This window comes from Corynebacterium riegelii, assembly GCF_016728505.1.
Classification (GTDB): domain Bacteria; phylum Actinomycetota; class Actinomycetes; order Mycobacteriales; family Mycobacteriaceae; genus Corynebacterium; species Corynebacterium riegelii.
In genome coordinates this window covers 334,082-351,959 of the sequence record NZ_CP068159.1, presented here as the reverse complement: position 1 = coordinate 351,959, position 17,878 = coordinate 334,082, and the positions used below count along the sequence as shown (strand labels likewise).

Sequence of the window (17,878 nt, the reverse complement as noted above, 5' to 3'; positions counted from 1 at the left end):
GAGCTTCGCGCGCTACTTGGGCTGCCTACTTGGCAAACTCCTCAACCAGCGCCGCGTTAAACGCCGGCAGGTCGTCCGGCGTACGCGAGGAGATCACACCGGAGTCAACCACAACCTCCTCATCAACCCAGTCCGCGCCAGCGTTGATCAGGTCGGTCTTCACGTTCTTGACGGACGTCAGCTTCACGCCGCGGATCACGTCCGCGTCCGTAAGAATCCAGCCACCGTGGCAGATCACGCCGATCGGCTTGCCTGCGTCCTTAAACGCCTTGACCAGGGCAACCGCATCCTCGTCCACACGGATGTGGTCGGCGTTGATGGTGCCGCCGGGCAGGATGAGGGCGTCGAAGTCGTTCACGTTGGCGTCGCTAGTAAGAAGCTCCACCGCAACCTTCGTGCCGTTCTTGCCCTCGATCTCACCGGACTCGGTAGACACCACGCGGGTGGTGGCGCCGGCGGCCTCGACGGCCTCCTTCGGGCTAGTCAGCTCCGAATCCTCGAAACCGTCAGTGGAAAGAATCGCAATCGTCTTATTGTTTAGAGCGTTGTTCAAATCAGCCATGCGGCCCACCGTACGTATCTTGTTTGGATCGTGCAGCGGACCTGGCTAGACGGCTAATCCTCCGGCAGGTCCTGATCCAACGGCACCTTGGTAGATCCCAGGCCTTCCTTTACCGGCACCTTCGGGTTGTCGGCGTGTGCCTTGTCGCGCTTGGCCATGCGCATCATGTGGTCGCGGATGGCCAGGAAGGACTCCTTGGAATCCAGGGTTTGTGTCTGCTGCGTTGCCATGGAGATCTCGTCCGCGGTGATCTCGCCGGCGCGCAGGGACACCATTTCCGCCCAGTAGCGGAACCACACTGCAATAACTGCCGCCACCGGCACTGCAAGGAAGGCGCCGATGATGCCGAAGCCGGTACCACCCAATGCCACCGCAAGCAGCACAATCGCCGCATGCAGGCCCATGGCGCGGGACTGCAGGATCGGCTGCAGTACGTTGCCCTCGATCTGCTGCACAGCAATGATCAGGATCAGCACGAACACAGCGTTGAGGAAACCGTTGGACACCAGCGCAACAATGACAGCCAGGGCGCCTGCCGTGAACGCACCGACGATGGGGATGAAGCCACCGAAGAACGTCAGCACGGCCAGCACCGGCCACAGCGGTACGCCGAGGATGATCAGGCCGATGCCGATGAAGATGGCATCCACCAGCGACACGATCGCCTGCGTGCGGATGAACCCGGAAAGGGTGTTCCAGGAACGCATGCACACCTCAGTTAGGTGCCAGCCTGCGCGCACACCGGTGTATTTGCGTAGCCAGGGGAGGAAGCGGTCGCCGTCCTTAAGGAAGAAGAAGGACAGGATGAGGGTCAGAGCGAGGGTGGTACCCACCGAAGCAATCGCACCGATGCCAGTAAACACGCCCGAGGCGATTGACGACGCCTGCCCCCGCACCATCCCAGCAACCTGATCCAGGGTCTCCTGAATCTTGTTCGGGTCGATCAACTCCGAATCAATGCGGCTGTCCACCCAATCCAGAATCTGGCGGATACCGGTCTGCGCCTGGTCATACAGTTGCTTGCCCTGCGTGCGGACGGTCGGTGCCATCGCCGAGAAGATACCGATGATCGCGCCGAAGAAGCCGACCAGCACCAGCAGCACTGACAGTGCCGACGGCACCTTGTGGTCCCTCAGCCACCGCACCGGTGGCCACAACACCGTGCAGAAAATCAGCGCCAGAAGGATTGGCAGCAGGCCCATCCAAACGAACTTGAGAAGGTAGAACAGCAAACCCGTAGCAGCAACGACAATGATAAAGCGAAGCGCCCAAGCTGCTGCCGTACGACCATCGGAGGCAATCACTTGCCCACGATCAATCGGCTCGTCAGACATTTCCTGCGCGGCTTCCGCTGGGGTAGGCAGCGTTGCGAAAACGCCGGCATCTGGGTTCTTGTTTGGGTTTTTGCTCTCATCCATTTCGGTCACCCAAATCATTGTGCCAGATAGGTGTTGGCGTGCTACTTTCCATAAGGTTTTATATTGTTTCCCTATCTGAAGGATTCGCAGATGCGTCTTTCCCGTTTCACCGCTGCAACCGTCGCCGCAGCCACCGCCACCTCCCTCATCGTTGCCGCACCTGCAGCCAATGCTTGGGAAACTAAGTACGACCGCGCGGCGGACAAGTGCTCGATTTCGTTTTCTGACCGGGACATCACCCGCGTGAACCAGGCCTACAAGGCATTGTTCACCGAGATGGCCAAGCAGACCGACAACGAGAAGCTCAAGGCCAGCTTCCAGAACGCAGCACAGCGCCCGTTCTTTACCGACGCCGACAAGACGCTGATCATGAGCCCCGACGAGGCGCTGGAAAAGGGTGGTCTGCTCTACGGCGTAGACATTGCCCAGATCGTCTTCCCGCAGGGCATCGAGGCTGCGTTGAAGGACCTGGACCTTGAGAAGATCGTTGCCAACATTGACTTCGAAGCTGTGCTTGCAGACGTCGACTTCGAGGCCGTAGCCAACGCAGCCGACGTAAAGAAGGCTGTCGAGGACGCCGGCGGCGTGGACGTTCAGGCCGCACTGAAGACCCTGCCAATTGGTGAGGTTTTGGAAAATGTTGATTGGTCCAAGGTTGAAGCGGACTTTAACGATGCGCAGATGCGCGAGGATCTGAAGGCGAAGATTCCCAACCGGGGTTTCAGCGAGTATTTCGGTTTGATTGGTGATTTCATTGCTGACCCAATCAAGGCAGTGCTAAAAGTCATGGGCTTCGAGGAGGCTGGTTTCCAGGGGATCCTGGAACTGGTTGCAAAGAACCTCGAGGTCAAGAACGTTGACAAGGCATTCTCTGAGGCGTTGGAGAAGGCGGACGTTGATACGCAGGCAGTATTGAAGGAGGCCCTGGAGGCTTCCGGCCTGGATATCAAGGCAGTGCTGAAGAACCTCATGAGCCAGCCTGCGGTGAAGGCTGAGCTGAAGAAGCAGACGGACAAGATCGACTTTGGCAAGGCGCTGAAGGACGCGTTGGAGAAGTCCGGCATTGAACTCAACGTGGAAACCATCCTTGGGTTCAAGACTTCCGAGGTGTCCCTCGCTGCACAGGACGCGTTTGACGCGGTTGGTCCGCAGGTGCTGGCACCGATCGTCACTATGAACGATGCATTCACCGCGTGCTCTGTCCACTCTGATCAGGTGAAGAAGAAGCCGTCTGGTTCCACCGTTGGTTCCTCCGGCCGCAAGCAGGGTAGCTCCGATGACCACGTGAAGGGTTCGGTTGCATCCGGTTCTTCGCTGGACATGACGGGTCTGACCGTGGTGAGCATCCTGGGCGTAATCGCAGCACTGCTTGCGACGGGTGTTGCTGGCTTCGCAGCCCGCCCGATCGTTGAGAACTTCACGAAGTAGTTCGGATGGCCGGTGTATCCGGTCGAACCAATGCGGTCTAGCAGTGCAGGTCTAATAGTGCACGAAGCCTGCTAGGCCACATTGTTTTTCGCCTAAAACGGAGCGAATGAAATCTCGACCGTGCCCCTTCAAAAAATGGCCTGTTTTTTGGTTTTGAACCTGAGTTGGGGTCACCGTTGGTCGTTGAAGATCCCTTCGACATTGTGGCCTCTGGGTTTGGTCTTGTGGTTGGCGAAAGTTTGGCACTAGTTTCGGCACTCATTTCGTCACTCATTTGTCCCAAGCCAGGAACCAGGTCGAGGCCTCCTTCGGAAAAACGGGCTGTTTTTTTGTTTTGGATCGGGCCACCTGGATTCTCTTACTCGGGTCGGCCTGACTTAGGCCAATTTAGTGCGGAAGTTCGTGGCCGGTGATCGCTTGGATGGTGGCGGCGAGGTCGGGCGGCAGTGGTACTGCGGCGTGGATGGTTTCGCCGCTGACGTTGAGTTGAAAGCTGCGGTATTTTTTGAGTGTTCTTACGAGGCGTTTGATGGATTGCCCACTGCGGGTTTCCATGAGATGCGCAACTGCTAGCGCGGCGATGACAATATTGAGGTGTGCGGTAATCGAGTCTTGTTTCCGCGCGTAGATCGGGCGGGCTTTTAAGTCTGATTTCGACATCCGAAACGACTTCTCGATGTTGAACAACCTGCGGTAATGTCCGATCACTTCCTCGGCGGGAAGAGTAGTCAGGTCAGTTTCGTAGCCTTTGATTCCCGCTAGCGCACGGTGCTTGGCAGCAAGGGCGTAGTTGACTTTCTTGTTCGGGGCAGAAAGGTCAATGTAGCGGTTGCGTTTGATGGCGGTCTCGCCGTCAACAGCGCGTTTGGCTTTTATGATTTGTTCTTCAATACCTCGCAGGCTGCGCCGGGCCCGATCGTGGGAGTACTGGAAGTGGGTCACCGAGTTCGGGGTAGCATGTTTGCGACCGTCACTTGCCGAAGGTTGTGTCCAGATCTGGCCGTGGGTGTAAGTAGTGTCTGGGTGCTTGCGGCGCCAGGTGTCGATTACTTCGGGCACGGTGGGGGTTTTCACAGACAGGATGTAATGCAAGCCCGCATCGATCAGTGCTTGTTTATTCGCCGCGGAAAACATCCCCGCATCCGCGACCACGGTGACTTCGTCGAGCTGGTAGGCGTCTTGGAACCGTGTAATCATCGGCAGCATCGTGTGTGTTTCGGCGGAGTTGCCAGCAAACGCCCCGACATGCAAAGGAAACCCGGTGGCGTCTGTCAGTAGTCCCACCAGAATCTGCGGTTCGACCCGGCGTTCTTTGGAAAACCCGGGTTTACGAAGCTCATCGGGGGTATCTGTTTCGAAATACAGTGTGGTCACGTCGTACAAGATGAATGCGCCCGGCCCAATCCCGGCATGATGGGCCAACGCCTGGGACAAGATCTCCCCAAACGATTCGGTAGCAAAGCATGCAAGGCGCCTTTGGATAGTGCGGTAGCTTGCGCTGGTGACTCCGACCTCGGCAAGAGTCTCGATGGAATCGAGCTTTGAACCGGGGTGAATGATCCTGGCACGCACAAGATCGCGAAACACCAGATCATTACCGGTGGCCGCAGCAAGGCCTAACTCGTCGAAACACGTATCAATGCAGTTCAGCAGGTAACCGGCACGTTGACCGACTACCGGTAGCGGATTATCCACACTGCCCGTTGCAGATGGAGTGTGATCAACTTCGCCGAAATCCAACGCGAGTTGGTCACCATCAACGATGCGTTGGGCTTCAGCACGTAAAAGCGCAAGCTCAGACTCCGAATGCGCCGAACCGACATGCTTCATCTGTTTGGAACCTTTGCGTTCAGAGAACACGACCTGCACCGCTGTTGCCCCGGAGGCGGTTGTGACGGTGCGGATATAAGGACTCACAAAATCAGACTACTGATCACCCCCGCCACTACCCACTTAGTGCGGAAAATTCTCACCCTGACAAAGAAAACCACCAGGTAGCAGTGTCAAGAGTGACGTTGCTCACCCACCCATGGCCTAAGTCAGGTCATTTGTCCCAAGCCAGGAACCAGGTCGAGGCCTCCTTCGGAAAAACGGGCTGTTTTTTTGTTTTGGATCGGGCCACCTGGATTCTCTTACTCGGGTCGGGTATCGACGAGTTCTTCTGGGTCGTAGTTTTCCGACCAGGCGTAGGCATCTTCTGGGTCCGGGAAGGGCGGTTCAGAAAAATCGGGTTCTTTTGGCAACGGCTCCGGGAGCACTGCCTTGATTGGGAAGATAAGGCCGTATTCTTCCTCTAGTGCTGCGATTTGGGCGTCGGCCTGTCCGAGGTTGTTGTGGTGGTTATCAAAATCGTCCAGTATTTTGTGGCCTTTGGCGTAAAACTGCGCCACTTTATTGCGACGAGCACATACTTGCTCAAGGTTTGACTTCCACCGTGGGGCCTGGGCGTGGGTGTTGTGTGCGATCAGGCTGTCTGGGGTGCAGGTTTCATACGTGCCGTTGGCAAACAGCCACAAGATTTCACCGGTATCCGGATCCGGGACGTAGAAACCACGTTTATCGGTTTTTAGGTTGTGGTGCTTTTGGCACAGTGGGTAGAGGTTTCCTGGTGTGGTTTTGCCACCCTGGCCAAATGGAATCCGGTGATCCATCTGGCACCTCAATGACGGCACACTGCATCCCGGGAACACACAGTGCGTGTGGCGTGCGCAGACGACGCGTCGCATTGCTTCGGTTGGGGTGTAGCTATCCGTATGTGTTTGAAGTTCTGCCTCCATATCCACTTCGGTGACCTTGGCTGTAGCCAGCAGGTCATCGAGTGCCGCAGTGGCTTCCGGAGTCAAGGCGCCGACACCTGGTACATAGGCTGGCCCACCGGCTTCACGACCCTTCGGCACAAACACGTGCAAGGTCGTCTTCGTTGGGGTGATCTCCCCGGAGAGCAGTTTGACCATCGCATCGGCCATCGACAACTTCTGCTCCCGTGCAGTAGCCATCACGTGGTCTCGCACCACACGCGCAGTCAACGGGTTCGTCGACAGTGTGACCAATGTTTTCACAGTCCCGGTAAATGCAGATTCCTCAAACGTCAACGCGTCATCAGCCACATGTGCCTGCGCCACGCGTTGCTGACGCCGCTTCGGCTGGTAGGCACACGTTGGGTCAATACGTTTAATCATCTCCCGGATACGACGAGTAATCGTCGTGGTTTGTGGAGTGTGTTGCCCGGCTCGTGTTGGGGTAAACGTAGTAGTCAACATCTCGTCGAACTCGGCATACGCTTCATCAGTAATCTCTGGGCCGAGTTCAGCAAGCACGGTATCGATGGCGCGTAAATGCTGCAGATCCATCACACGCGTCTTGGCCTGCAATGCTCGCAGCTTCGGTAAGTGTTGCAGGCGTGCATGGGAGAAGATCGCTTGCTCAACCGAGCCTTTAGTCCAGCCGGTTGCTTCCCTCATGGCCACCACAGTCACGTCGAAGTCATCAATATCAACACTTGCCCCAGGTGTGGCGAAGTGGCCGAAGGCATTCCAGTAAATATCGCGAATACCTTGACTGAACGTGCTTAGTGGATCTTCTGGTCGCTGTGTGCGGAAGTATGGTTCGCCCACGGTCTACCCCCAGTGTTGTGTTCCCTATGTTCCCGTTGTTTTGTGCCCCTAATTATACCCGCCTAACTGTTCTATACGCAAGGGGTAAACCTGCATTTATTTCACTATTTCCGCATGTACATTCACTACACAGGCTGGCGGTTGCATTCAGTATATCGACCGATTCCACACGCCCTTGCCGTCGATAAGAAAATGCCAAACAACCGTTCGAATGGCGGTTCATGTTTCCGGCTCTGCCGGCAGGGGATCTCCATATGCAGGATCTTGACAGGAAACAGCAATGTGGCATACAGCTCACTATCGCTATAGTGTGTGCCACACCACTTTCTTGAGTTTCTGTGAGATGTAAAGGAGTTCTCCCGTGACTGTTTACCCCAACCCTGGAACCCCGGAATCGAATGTCAAGTTCCGCAAGCGCTATGAAAACTACATCGGCGGCGACTGGGTCGCTCCGGTCGCGGGAGAATACTTTGACAATGCCACCCCTGTGACTGGTGAAGTGTTTTGCCAGGTCGCACGCGGCCGCGAAGCGGACATCAACCTTGCCATTGACGCAGCGAAGAAGGCCGCGCCCAAATGGGGTGTGACCAGCGTGCAGGAGCGCTCGCTGGTGCTGCTGAGGATTGCTGATCGGATGGAGGAGCACCTCGAAGAGATCGCGGTGGCAGAGACCTGGGAGAACGGCAAGGCGGTTCGTGAAACCCTCGCCGCGGATATCCCGTTGGCCATTGATCACTTCCGCTACTACGCAGGTGCCCTCCGCGCGCAGGAGGGCCGCCTTAGCCAGATTGATGACGACACGGTGGCGTACCACTTCCACGAGCCGCTTGGTGTGGTGGGCCAGATCATCCCGTGGAACTTCCCGCTGCTGATGGCCGCATGGAAGATCGCCCCGGCACTGGCGGCTGGCAACGCGATTGTGTTGAAGCCTGCTGAGCAAACGCCGGCGTCCATCCTGTATTTGATGGATCTTGTGGGAGACCTGATCCCGCCGGGCGTGTTGAACATTGTCAACGGTTACGGCGATGAGGCGGGCGCGGCACTGTCCGGCTCGGATCGGATTAACAAGATCGCGTTCACCGGCTCCACCGAGGTTGGCAAGATCATTAACAAGGCCGCGGCCGACAAGATTATCCCGGTCACGCTGGAGCTTGGTGGCAAGTCGCCTTCCCTCTACTTTGCGGACGTCATGGACCGGGATGATGACTTTAGGAACAAGGCCATCGAAGGTTTCGCCATGTTCGCACTCAACCAGGGTGAGGTGTGCACCTGTCCTTCGCGTGCGTTGGTGCATGAGTCCATTGCGGACGAGTTCCTGGAGCTGGGCGTTGAGCGCGTCAAGCGCATCAAGACCGGTAACCCCTTGGACACGGATGTGATGATGGGGGCCCAGGCTTCCCAGGAGCAGATGGACAAGATTAAGTCCTACCTTGAGCTTGGCCCGAAGGAGGGCGCTGAGGTGCTCATTGGTGGTGGGGTGAACTCGATCCCGGGCCTGGAAAACGGTCTGTACATTGAGCCGACAGTGTTTAAGGGCACCAATGACATGCGCGTGTTCCAGGAGGAGATCTTCGGTCCGGTGATGTCGGTGACCACCTTCAAGGATTACGACGATGCAATCCGCATTGCCAACGACACTGAGTATGGCCTTGGCGCTGGTGTGTGGACTCGCTCTGCAAACACGGCGTACCGCGCTGGTCGTGCGATCCAGGCTGGTCGTGTGTGGGTGAACCAGTACCACCAGTACCCCGCCCACGCGGCTTTCGGTGGCTACAAGAAGTCCGGCATTGGCCGCGAGACCCATCTGATGATGCTGGCGCACTACCAGCAGACCAAGAACCTGCTGGTTTCCTACTCTGAGAACGAGACTGGCCTGTTCTAATCCGCCTGTTCTGATCCGGTTGCTGTTGCGCTCACGCCGAAATGGGCGCAACAAAATTTACTTACGCAAAACCCTGTACTGGATGGCCTGAACGTGTTAGTTTTCGGTGAAGTCTTGATTGTTTCCTAAGCAAAAGGAATCGCTAATGCGTATCTCACGTTTCACTGCCACCGCCGTGGCAGCAGCTACTGCTACCTCCCTGATTATTGCCGCTCCGCAGGCGCAGGCGTACGAGACTACATATGACGCTGGCACCAAGCAGTGCACCATCACGTTCACGGACACGGACAAAGAGCGTGTTAACAATGCGTACTCCACGCTCTTCGCTCGCTTAGGTGAGCAGGTTCGTGACAGCTTCGAGGGCGAAAAAGCCAAGGAGCAAGCGCAAATCGTGTGGGAGTACGGCCAGCGCAAGGACGTGAAGAAGGCGAGCGACCTTCCGATTCCTCCGGATCTGAAGATCTCCAACGCGCAGGCCGCCCTTGCCGTAGGCAGTCAAAAAGATAAGTACTGGCGCATGATCGGCTTCATCAATGCGTCGAAGAAAGAAGTGGTTTCCGCGCAGACCATCACGGTCAGCCAGAAAGGGGCGTATGACCAAGGCCCGCTGTATGGCGTGGACCTCGAGTCGGCGGCCGGTGGCACGATCGGCGGCATCCTCTTCGGCGGCAGCGTCGGTGATGTCCGTGAGCAGATCATTAACTTGGCAAAGGAATACGCGCCGGAGTTCGCTGGGCCGATTTTGTCCTACGGCAAGGCGTTGTCAACGTGTGCCGATGGCAAGTCCGGCAGCGGAACGGTGATGGCGGGAAGCTCCATGACAACAGGCCAGGTTATGGGTCTTGGCATCGCGGGTGCGGTACTTGGGCTCTTGGCGTTGTTCGGTTTGGGTGTTGCCGCGCGTCCGCTTATCGACGATGTGTTGGCTGGTTGGCAGCGTTAGGCGTCGGCAAGCAACCTGCTCTGACCTGCCGAAACAAGAAAAGTTGAGTCGAGTGGGAACAACTTTTGTGTATGTGCCGTTGTAAGGATTGAGCGCGACAGGCTCAACCTCGCTAGGTCTTCTGCTACAGTGGCGGCCGTGAAGTTGAGTCGAGGAGCTTCAACTTACTAACAAACCCACATACACAGGAGGAAAAATTTCATGGCACGTGCAGTAGGTATTGACCTTGGTACGACGAACTCGGTTGTCTCTGTCCTTGAGGGCGGCGAGCCGGTAGTTATTGCAAACGCGGAAGGGTCCCGCACGACCCCGTCGGTCGTTGCTTTTGCAAAGAACGGCGAGGTGCTGGTTGGCCAGTCCGCAAAGAACCAGGCGGTGACCAACGTTGATCGCACCATCCGCTCCGTCAAGCGCCACATGGGCGATGACTGGACCGTAGACATTGACGGCAAGAAGTACACCCCGCAGGAGATTTCCGCTCGTACGCTGCAGAAGCTGAAGAGGGACGCTGAGGCTTACCTGGGTGAGGAAGTCACCGACGCAGTGATTACCGTCCCGGCTTACTTCGAGGACGCTCAGCGCCAGGCCACCAAGGAGGCTGGCCAGATCGCAGGCCTGAACGTGCTGCGTATTGTGAACGAGCCGACCGCGGCTGCACTGGCTTACGGCCTTGAGAAGGCTGATAGTGAGCAGACCATCCTGGTCTTCGACCTGGGTGGCGGTACCTTCGACGTCTCCCTGCTGGAGATCGGCGACGGTGTTGTTGAGGTACTCGCAACCGCTGGTGACAACGAGCTGGGTGGTGACGACTGGGATAACCGCGTCGTTGAGTGGCTGGTAGACAAGTTCAAGTCCCAGAACGGCGTGGACCTGTCCAAGGACAAGATGGCTATGCAGCGTCTGCGTGAGGCTGCGGAGAAGGCCAAGATTGAGCTGTCGTCTGCACAGCAGGCATCCATCAACCTGCCGTACATCACGGTTGATGCTGAGAAGAACCCGCTGTTCCTGGATGAGACGCTGACCCGTACTGAGTTCCAGAAGATCACCTCTGACCTGCTGGATCGCACGAAGGCTCCGTTCAACCAGGTGATTAAGGACGCTGGCCTGTCCCTCTCCGACATCGACCACGTTGTGCTGGTTGGTGGCTCCACCCGTATGCCGGCCGTGACCGAGCTGGTCAAGGAGATGACTGGCAAGGAGCCGAACAAGTCCGTGAACCCGGATGAGGTTGTGGCACTCGGTGCTGCTCTGCAGGCTGGTGTGCTTCGTGGCGACGTGAAGGACGTGCTGCTTCTTGACGTCACCCCGCTGTCCCTGGGCATCGAAACCAAGGGCGGTGTGATGACCAAGCTGATCGAGCGCAACACCACCATCCCGACGAAGCGTTCTGAGACCTTCACCACGGCTGAGGACAACCAGCCGAGCGTGCAGATCCAGGTCTTCCAGGGTGAGCGTGAGATGGCTGCTGCCAACAAGCTGCTCGGCTCCTTCGAGCTGGCGGGTATCGCTCCGGCTCCGCGTGGTGTGCCGCAGATCGAGGTCACGTTTGACATCGACGCTAACGGCATCGTGTCCGTGTCCGCGAAGGACAAGGCCACCGGCAAGGAGAACACGATCAAGATCCAGGACGGCTCTGGCCTGTCCCAGGAGGAGATCGACCGCATGATCAAGGATGCGGAGACGCACGCTGATGAGGATAAGAAGCGTCGTGAAGAGCAGGAGACCCGCAACAACGCGGAGACCGCTGCTTACCAGACCCGCAAGTTCATGGATGAGAACACCGACAAGCTGCCGGAAGACATCCGTACCCGCGTGGCTGAGGCAGCAGACGCTGTGGATGAGGCGCTGAAGGGCGACGACCTGGATGCCATCAAGTCCGCTGTGGAGAAGCTCAACACTGAGTCTCAGGAGCTTGGCAAGGCACTCTACGAGGCTGAGGCAAACGCCGGCGCAACCGCTGGTGAGGCTGGCGCCAACGCTGATGACAACGTGGTTGACGCCGAGGTTGTTGAGGACGACGCAGACGCACCGACTGAGGACAACAAGTAGGGACAACAAGTAGGTAAAGGACGCGAGAAGCTATGACTGAACCCAACGTGAATCCGCAGATGCCGGATGACCCGGGCGCGCCGGAGAACACGGACGAGCAGTTCGTGTCCCCGGACCAGGCGGAAGCCGAAGCGTTTGAAGCGGAACTCGCTGACGCGGCAGACGCTGACGCTGAGGTAGACGTAGACCCGGTTGACCCGGACGCTGACGGTGACGGCACGGTGAGCGACGTTGAGCTCCAGCTGGCTGAGCGCACCGAGTCCCTGCAGCGTGTGAGTGCGGAGTACGCAAACTACCGTCGTCGCACGGAACGCGAGCGCACCCAGATCGCAGAACTGACCAAGGCAAAGTTCGCCGAGAAGATGCTGCCGATCCTGGATGACCTGGACTTGGCAGAGCAGCACGGCGACATGGCCGAAGGCCCGCTCAAGGCATTTGGTGACAAGCTGCGCAGCACGCTTGAAGGCCAGAGCCTGAAGGCGTTCGGCGCTGAAGGCGAAGCGTTCGACCCGGAAGTACACGAGGCTGTTCAAGACCTCTCCGAAGGTGATGAGAAGGTCATCGCCTCGGTGCTGCGCAAGGGCTACACGCTCGGCGGCACGCTCGTACGCAACGCCATGGTGATCATCGGCGACCCGGCTGCACCGGCTGATCCGGTGGGGGCGTCGGAGTAGGTGGCGTAGGGCGTCGATAAGCATGATGGCCCCAAAGCCGGGAGCGAGCGGCGAACGCTTGCCCCGGCTTTTTTAAAACAGGAAAGAGAAAGAAAGGAGGAGGGCTATGGCAATGCAACAGGAATGGGCAAACAAGGATTACTACGGTGACCTGGGCGTGAGCTCCAGCGCGTCGGCGGCTGATATTAAGAAGGCATACCGCAAACTCGCGCGCGAGAACCACCCAGATTCCAACCCGGGCAACAAGGCGGCTGAGGAGAAATTCAAGCGAGTCGCCGAGGCATATGACGTGGTTGGTGATGAAACCAAACGCAAAGAGTACGACCAGTTCAAATCAATGGTTGGCTCAGGCGGCTTCGGCCGGTTTGGAGGTGGTTCCGGGTTCCCGGGCGGGTTTCGCACGACGTCGACGTCAAACTTCGACGGCGCAGACTTCGACCTCGGAGACATCTTCGGCGGGGCTAGTGGACAAGCTGGAGACGGCGGCCTTGGTGATATCCTCGGTGGCTTCTTTAACCGCGGCGGCGGTGCTGGCAGGAGCGCTCGGCCGTCGCGGGGGGCCGACGTTGAAACGGAAATAACCATTGATTTCCGCGAGGCAGCCAAAGGCACAACCTTCCCGGTTGAGCTGACTGGCGACGCACCGTGTACCACCTGCCACGGATCCGGCTCCAAATCCGGCAAGACACACACCTGTGGCGTGTGCAACGGGTCCGGCTACGTGCGGGAAAACTCCGGCGCGTTCGGCATGGCACGCCCGTGTAGCAACTGCAACGGCACCGGCGAAGCTATCGAAGACCCGTGCACCACGTGTAACGGCACCGGCACCGTGCGCCGCACCCGTTCGATCACCGTGCGTATCCCCGCAGGTGTTGAGGATGGCCAGAAGGTACGCCTTGCCGGCCAAGGCGAGGCCGGCCCGAACGGCAAGCCCTCCGGCGACCTGTTTGTCACCGTGCACGTGCGCCCGGACAAGGTGTTCACCCGCAACGGCGACGACTTGGAGATAACCGTGCCGGTGTCCTTCACCGAGCTCGCGCTTGGCGGGACCGTGGCGGTACCGACGCTGGACAAACCAGTGCGCGTGAAGATTCCCGCCGGCACCCCGAACGGCAGGACGCTGCGCGTGAAGGGCCGCGGCGTTGCTCGGAAATCCGGCGCTGGCGACCTGCTGGTGACCGTGGAAGTAGCCGTGCCCCGCTCCGGCGATTTGGACGCCGGCGCCATGAGCGCACTTCGCACCTACGCCCAGGCTGAGAAAGACTCCGGCTTTGACCCGCGCGCCGGGTGGGCCGGGGCAGTCTAGGAGTTTGAGGAGTTTCAGGAGTTTTAGGAGGTGAAGACACATGGCAAAGGAGCAGTTCTACGCAATTTCCGTCGCCGCTGAGCTGACCGGAATGCACGCCCAAACCCTGCGCACCTATGACCGCATGGGGTTGGTCACGCCGCAGCGCACCTCCGGTGGCGGCCGCAGGTACTCCGCGCGCGACATCGCTCTGTTGCGACGCGTGCAGTACCTCTCCCAGGAGGAGGGCGTGAACCTGGCCGGCATCAAGACGATCATTGAGCTGACCGAGCAGATCGAATCGTTGCAGGCCGAGCTTGAGCAGGAGCGTTCCGCGTCCAGGCGCTCCCGCGGCGAACTCGTCCACGTGCCGCGCTCCACAGCGATCGTGGCATGGGAGCCTTTTGCTTCACGACGCCGCCGCTAAAGAACACCAGCCGCTCAGTGGCTCCTGACGATGCAGTAATCCGCCGATTACTGCATTCCGGACCCTAAACGCCCAGGCGGCGGCACGTGCTCCCGGAATTGTTGCATCCCCGCGATGGCCCCGGCTGACAAATTCGACGGGCGGCCCTTAGTGCCTTCGGCAAACGCCCAGGTCGGCAAAATAGCGTCGTCAACTTTGTCAGGGAGTCGCCCAGGCGTTTGCTCGGATGTTGGTTGGCGCCGTCCCTCCGGAAGCTACTAAGGTTAGCGTTGATTAGATAACTTTTAGTGTTCTTTCCGGTTTCTTTGGAGGTTCTTCCAGCCGTCTCTTAGTGGTCGGTGGGGAAGAGCCGATGAAGGTCTGGGGCTTGAGGAGTGAAGATGGGGCGAGGCCAGCGTGGCTTCGGCGCAGCAGTGGTTGCTGCCGCGCTTGCGATAACGGGCGTGCAGGCGGTTGCTCCTTTACCTGCTCCTTCACCTGCTTCTTCACCGTTTCTCCCAGTAGCCAACGCCGAAACGGGCACCAGCGTCGCCGGCTTCGCGCACAGCAACGAAATCCCTGAAGGCACCCAGGTTTATTTCCAGTGGATGGATAGGGACGGTGCGGTTTCACCCGTGTACCGCACTGAGATGAAGCGTGACGGGGATCAGACCCGTTTCGCCTTTGATACCAGCGGTGGGTTTGTGGACCGCGTGAATAAGAAACGTGTGTTTACCTCGAAAGAGGGCCAGCGTTTCAGGGTGTGGTTTGGGGAGTTAGAGGGGGCGCAAACAAACAATCAGCTCCTGCCGTACGCCGATGGAGCAGACTTTGGTTTTGGTGAGTGGGTCCGTGTGGAGCCAGGCAAGGCCGGGCTAACGGCGGGATCCCATGTTGGGCCGCTGCACGTGCGCACGTATGAAATCCCGGATGCGGGCTACATGGTAAAACCCCGTGATCAGTGGGTTGAGGACAACGCTGGTCCTCACAAGGGACAGGCCCAAACCAACTGGTTGCACGGCACGGTGGCCTTTGGCGCCGATGGTCGTGGCGGTACCGCGGCGCTGGATGACTACCGGGTGGTGGTCTCTGTGCTGGATCCTGCCTGGAAGGACAAGGTTGGAAATGACCCTGCGTCCACCAAACACACGCTTGAACAGAACCCAGAGGCAATCTTAACCACCGTATCGGCACCGATTGTCCAAGGCCGCTACACCGTGCGCCTGCCGAAAGACGCGCAAGACGCTGACGCAAACCTGCTCTATGCCTACGTTGAGGATCCTCATGGCAAGCAGGTGCCGGCGGTGGGGAAGTGGCAAACGCCGCAGTTTGAAGCCGTGGAGGAAAACAGCGTTGATTTCGCCCTGCCGGTGGTGGTGGATCTGCAGATTCGCGCCAAGGTTGCGGACCAAGAGCAGGGCTTCAACATGACTGACGCCCCGGCGCGCCCGGGTGATGCGGTGCAGTTGGAGGGCGTTGGCAGCCTTCCACACGAGGGTGTGCGGGAGATTTGGTACCTCAACGGTTTGCAGGTGTCGGGCAGTGCGCCGGTGCCGTCGTTGGATGCGTTTGGCAATGTTGCGTACAAGGTGCCGGAGAACGTGAACCGTGGTGATGTGTTCACGGCGGTGTTGATCACGAAGATCACTGGGCGTGAGGTGGCGGCAACGTCCATCATTATTGAGACGGAGGAGCAGCCGCTGCCCGTTCCCGGTGGTCCTGATGCGCCTTATGAGCCGCCGGCCGCACCGGATGGTCCGTACGCAGATGCGTTTGAAACCTCGTTTAAGCCGGCGTACGTGCGCCCAGGTCAGACGGCGGTTTCGGTGCCGCCGCTTGCCACGCTGACAAGAAACGGTGAGCGTTTCAGCAACCAGCCGCTGCCGGAGGGTACGACGTTGTTGACGTCCACGCCCGGCGCGGAGATCACCACGGACGCAGGCGGTAATGAGGTGGTGCGGTTTACGCCGCAGTCCTGGGCGAGGGTAGGCGAGACCATCAACGTTGAGGTGTTGGTGACGTATCCGGATGGCACCACTTCAACCGCTGTTGCGCCGTTTACGGTGATCGCACGTCCGCTGAATGAGACCGCGTTTGTGGATTATGAGCAGGGCAGGAAGGCTCGTCCGGGCCAGCCGGTGTCGGTGCGCCGCATCGGCGAGCGCTTCAACCCGCGCGATCAGATTGTGCAGTTCCTGCCGGATAAGGAGCACAACACGCTCAACGGTTAGCGGGTGGTGGTTGATGAGTTCACGGGTGACCTGCGCGCCACAGCACCACAGGATCCGGAGCCTCTTCGCTTTGGTGCGCTTGCGTTTTTCAACGACGGCTCCCACCGCAAGATCGAAACCGTGATTGGTGTTGCTGATCCGGTGACGGATAGTGAACGCCACCAGCCAACGTACGAGCGCACCATCGTTGAACCCGGCGCGTTGACCTGCAGTGCCGCACCGAAGGACCTGCCCAAGGACGCCTCGGTGACGGTGACTAGCAATGGCGGCGTGCAAACGGTCACGCTTGGCAACGACAACACGGTGTGCGTAACGGTGCCTAAGGATGCGGCGCCGGCAACGGTTTACACCGTGGCGCTGCAGGTGGCTTACGCCGATGCCTCTGCAGAGGCGCTGAGCGCCGAGTTTGAGGTGGAGTCCATGGCACGCGCGCTGCGGGATCTCACCGTGGAGCTCGACCCGGTGCATGAGGGCTCGGTGGAGCCGGTGTTGCCGAAGGCGTTTGAGAACCTGCCGGAGGAAACTACCTTCGGCGTCGGTGCTGAGTTTGCCGATGAGCACTGGGACGTCGAGGTCAACAAGGACTCCGGCGCGTTGCGGGTGCAGCCTCGCCCCGAGGTTGTGCCGGACACCAAGGTGCGTATCCCGGTGGTGGTGTCCTTGCCGGATACCTCCCAGGCGGTGGTTGCGGTTGAGGCGACAGCCACGGCAAGCCAGCGCAGCCAGTACAACCCGTCCTACACAGCAGCCACGGTCAACGCCGGCGCACGCGTGCGCATGCCGTTGGACTCCCAGGTCCCGGCAACGTTTTCGCTGGTTGAGGGGGTAGATGGTGTGTCGTTGAGCGTCGACAAGCAGGGCACGCTCACCGCCCACGCGGACCCGACCGCACTGCCCGGCCCCCGCAGCATCAAGGTCGCAGTGAGCTACAACGACGGCAGCCGCGAAACCATCACCGCACTACTCACCGTCAAGACATCGCAAGGCAATGAGCATTTGCGTGACGACGAAACGCTTAACCCCCTCACCCTCACCCACCGAGCCGGCGCAAAAGTTGCCGGGGCGATCAAGCGTCCCGCGGGAGCCGAGATCACCACGTTTGATCTGCAGAGCACCGAATGGGGCGCGCGCATTACGCCGGCGGGCGTGTTCACGGCAACCATCCCGGCATCTGTTCCGGTGGGGGAGCAGCGCCATTTCCCGGTGAACGTGATCTACGCGGACGGCTCCACCAACACGGTGACCATCACCGTGAAGGTTGCGCCGGCACAGAAACCCGCAACCTCTAGCGCAGCCACGATCTTGCCGATTGTCCTTGGCCTGCTCGCCTTGGTGGCGGGCGGCGCGTACGCGTTTGTTACACAGTCCGGGCTCAATTTCTAGGAA

Annotated in this window: 13 protein-coding genes; 9 read left to right on the top strand and 4 right to left on the bottom strand. The window is 59.1% G+C overall.

What is annotated here, in order from left to right; genetic code table 11:
• Window positions 1–25: 25 nt before the first annotated feature.
• Both I6I71_RS01645 and I6I71_RS01640 read right to left on the bottom strand, forming a co-directional pair.
• Window positions 26–562, bottom strand: a complete 537-nt coding sequence (locus I6I71_RS01645) for a type 1 glutamine amidotransferase domain-containing protein (protein WP_201821789.1) — start codon at window positions 560–562, stop codon at window positions 26–28.
• Between the two features lie 53 nt (window positions 563–615).
• Window positions 616–1,989, bottom strand: a complete 1,374-nt coding sequence (locus I6I71_RS01640) for an AI-2E family transporter (protein WP_414017442.1) — start codon at window positions 1,987–1,989, stop codon at window positions 616–618.
• A gap of 81 nt (window positions 1,990–2,070) precedes the next feature.
• On the opposite strand from I6I71_RS01640, the gene I6I71_RS01635 reads away from it, so the two are divergent.
• Window positions 2,071–3,408, top strand: coding sequence for a thioredoxin domain-containing protein (locus tag I6I71_RS01635; protein ID WP_201821787.1), 1,338 nt, complete (start codon window positions 2,071–2,073; stop codon window positions 3,406–3,408).
• A 387-nt stretch (window positions 3,409–3,795) separates the two neighbouring features.
• Here I6I71_RS01635 and I6I71_RS01630 read toward each other — a convergent pair whose 3' ends face one another.
• A complete protein-coding gene (locus tag I6I71_RS01630) occupies window positions 3,796–5,325 on the bottom strand; it encodes an IS1634 family transposase (RefSeq protein WP_462101429.1) in 1,530 nt (509 codons plus the stop codon).
• Between the two features lie 215 nt (window positions 5,326–5,540).
• Window positions 5,541–7,022: an HNH endonuclease signature motif containing protein gene (locus tag I6I71_RS01625; RefSeq protein WP_201821785.1), complete on the bottom strand. Its 1,482-nt coding sequence runs from the start codon at window positions 7,020–7,022 to the stop codon at window positions 5,541–5,543.
• A 361-nt stretch (window positions 7,023–7,383) separates the two neighbouring features.
• On the opposite strand from I6I71_RS01625, the gene exaC reads away from it, so the two are divergent.
• From exaC to I6I71_RS01585, 8 genes are all read left to right on the top strand, one after another.
• Window positions 7,384–8,904, top strand: a complete 1,521-nt coding sequence (exaC, locus tag I6I71_RS01620; RefSeq protein ID WP_201821783.1) for an acetaldehyde dehydrogenase ExaC — start codon at window positions 7,384–7,386, stop codon at window positions 8,902–8,904.
• Between the two features lie 145 nt (window positions 8,905–9,049).
• The gene (locus tag I6I71_RS01615) at window positions 9,050–9,847 is read left to right on the top strand and encodes a hypothetical protein (protein WP_201821780.1); all 798 of its coding nucleotides are present in this window, start codon (window positions 9,050–9,052) and stop codon (window positions 9,845–9,847) included.
• A 201-nt stretch (window positions 9,848–10,048) separates the two neighbouring features.
• Entirely contained in the window at window positions 10,049–11,896 is a 1,848-nt protein-coding gene (gene dnaK / locus I6I71_RS01610; protein WP_052205967.1) for a molecular chaperone DnaK, read from the top strand.
• A gap of 32 nt (window positions 11,897–11,928) precedes the next feature.
• The gene (gene grpE / locus I6I71_RS01605; protein WP_052205969.1) at window positions 11,929–12,570 is read left to right on the top strand and encodes a nucleotide exchange factor GrpE; all 642 of its coding nucleotides are present in this window, start codon (window positions 11,929–11,931) and stop codon (window positions 12,568–12,570) included.
• Between the two features lie 106 nt (window positions 12,571–12,676).
• Window positions 12,677–13,876 (top strand): molecular chaperone DnaJ, encoded by a 1,200-nt coding sequence (gene dnaJ / locus I6I71_RS01600; protein WP_201821778.1) that lies wholly within the window; start codon window positions 12,677–12,679, stop codon window positions 13,874–13,876.
• A 40-nt stretch (window positions 13,877–13,916) separates the two neighbouring features.
• Window positions 13,917–14,282 (top strand): heat shock protein transcriptional repressor HspR, encoded by a 366-nt coding sequence (locus tag I6I71_RS01595; RefSeq protein WP_052205973.1) that lies wholly within the window; start codon window positions 13,917–13,919, stop codon window positions 14,280–14,282.
• A 380-nt stretch (window positions 14,283–14,662) separates the two neighbouring features.
• The gene (locus tag I6I71_RS01590) at window positions 14,663–16,492 is read left to right on the top strand and encodes a Rib/alpha-like domain-containing protein (RefSeq protein WP_201821776.1); all 1,830 of its coding nucleotides are present in this window, start codon (window positions 14,663–14,665) and stop codon (window positions 16,490–16,492) included.
• Window positions 16,493–16,498: 6 nt separating this feature from the next.
• A complete protein-coding gene (locus I6I71_RS01585) occupies window positions 16,499–17,875 on the top strand; it encodes a Rib/alpha-like domain-containing protein (protein WP_201821774.1) in 1,377 nt (458 codons plus the stop codon).
• Window positions 17,876–17,878 lie beyond the last annotated feature (3 nt).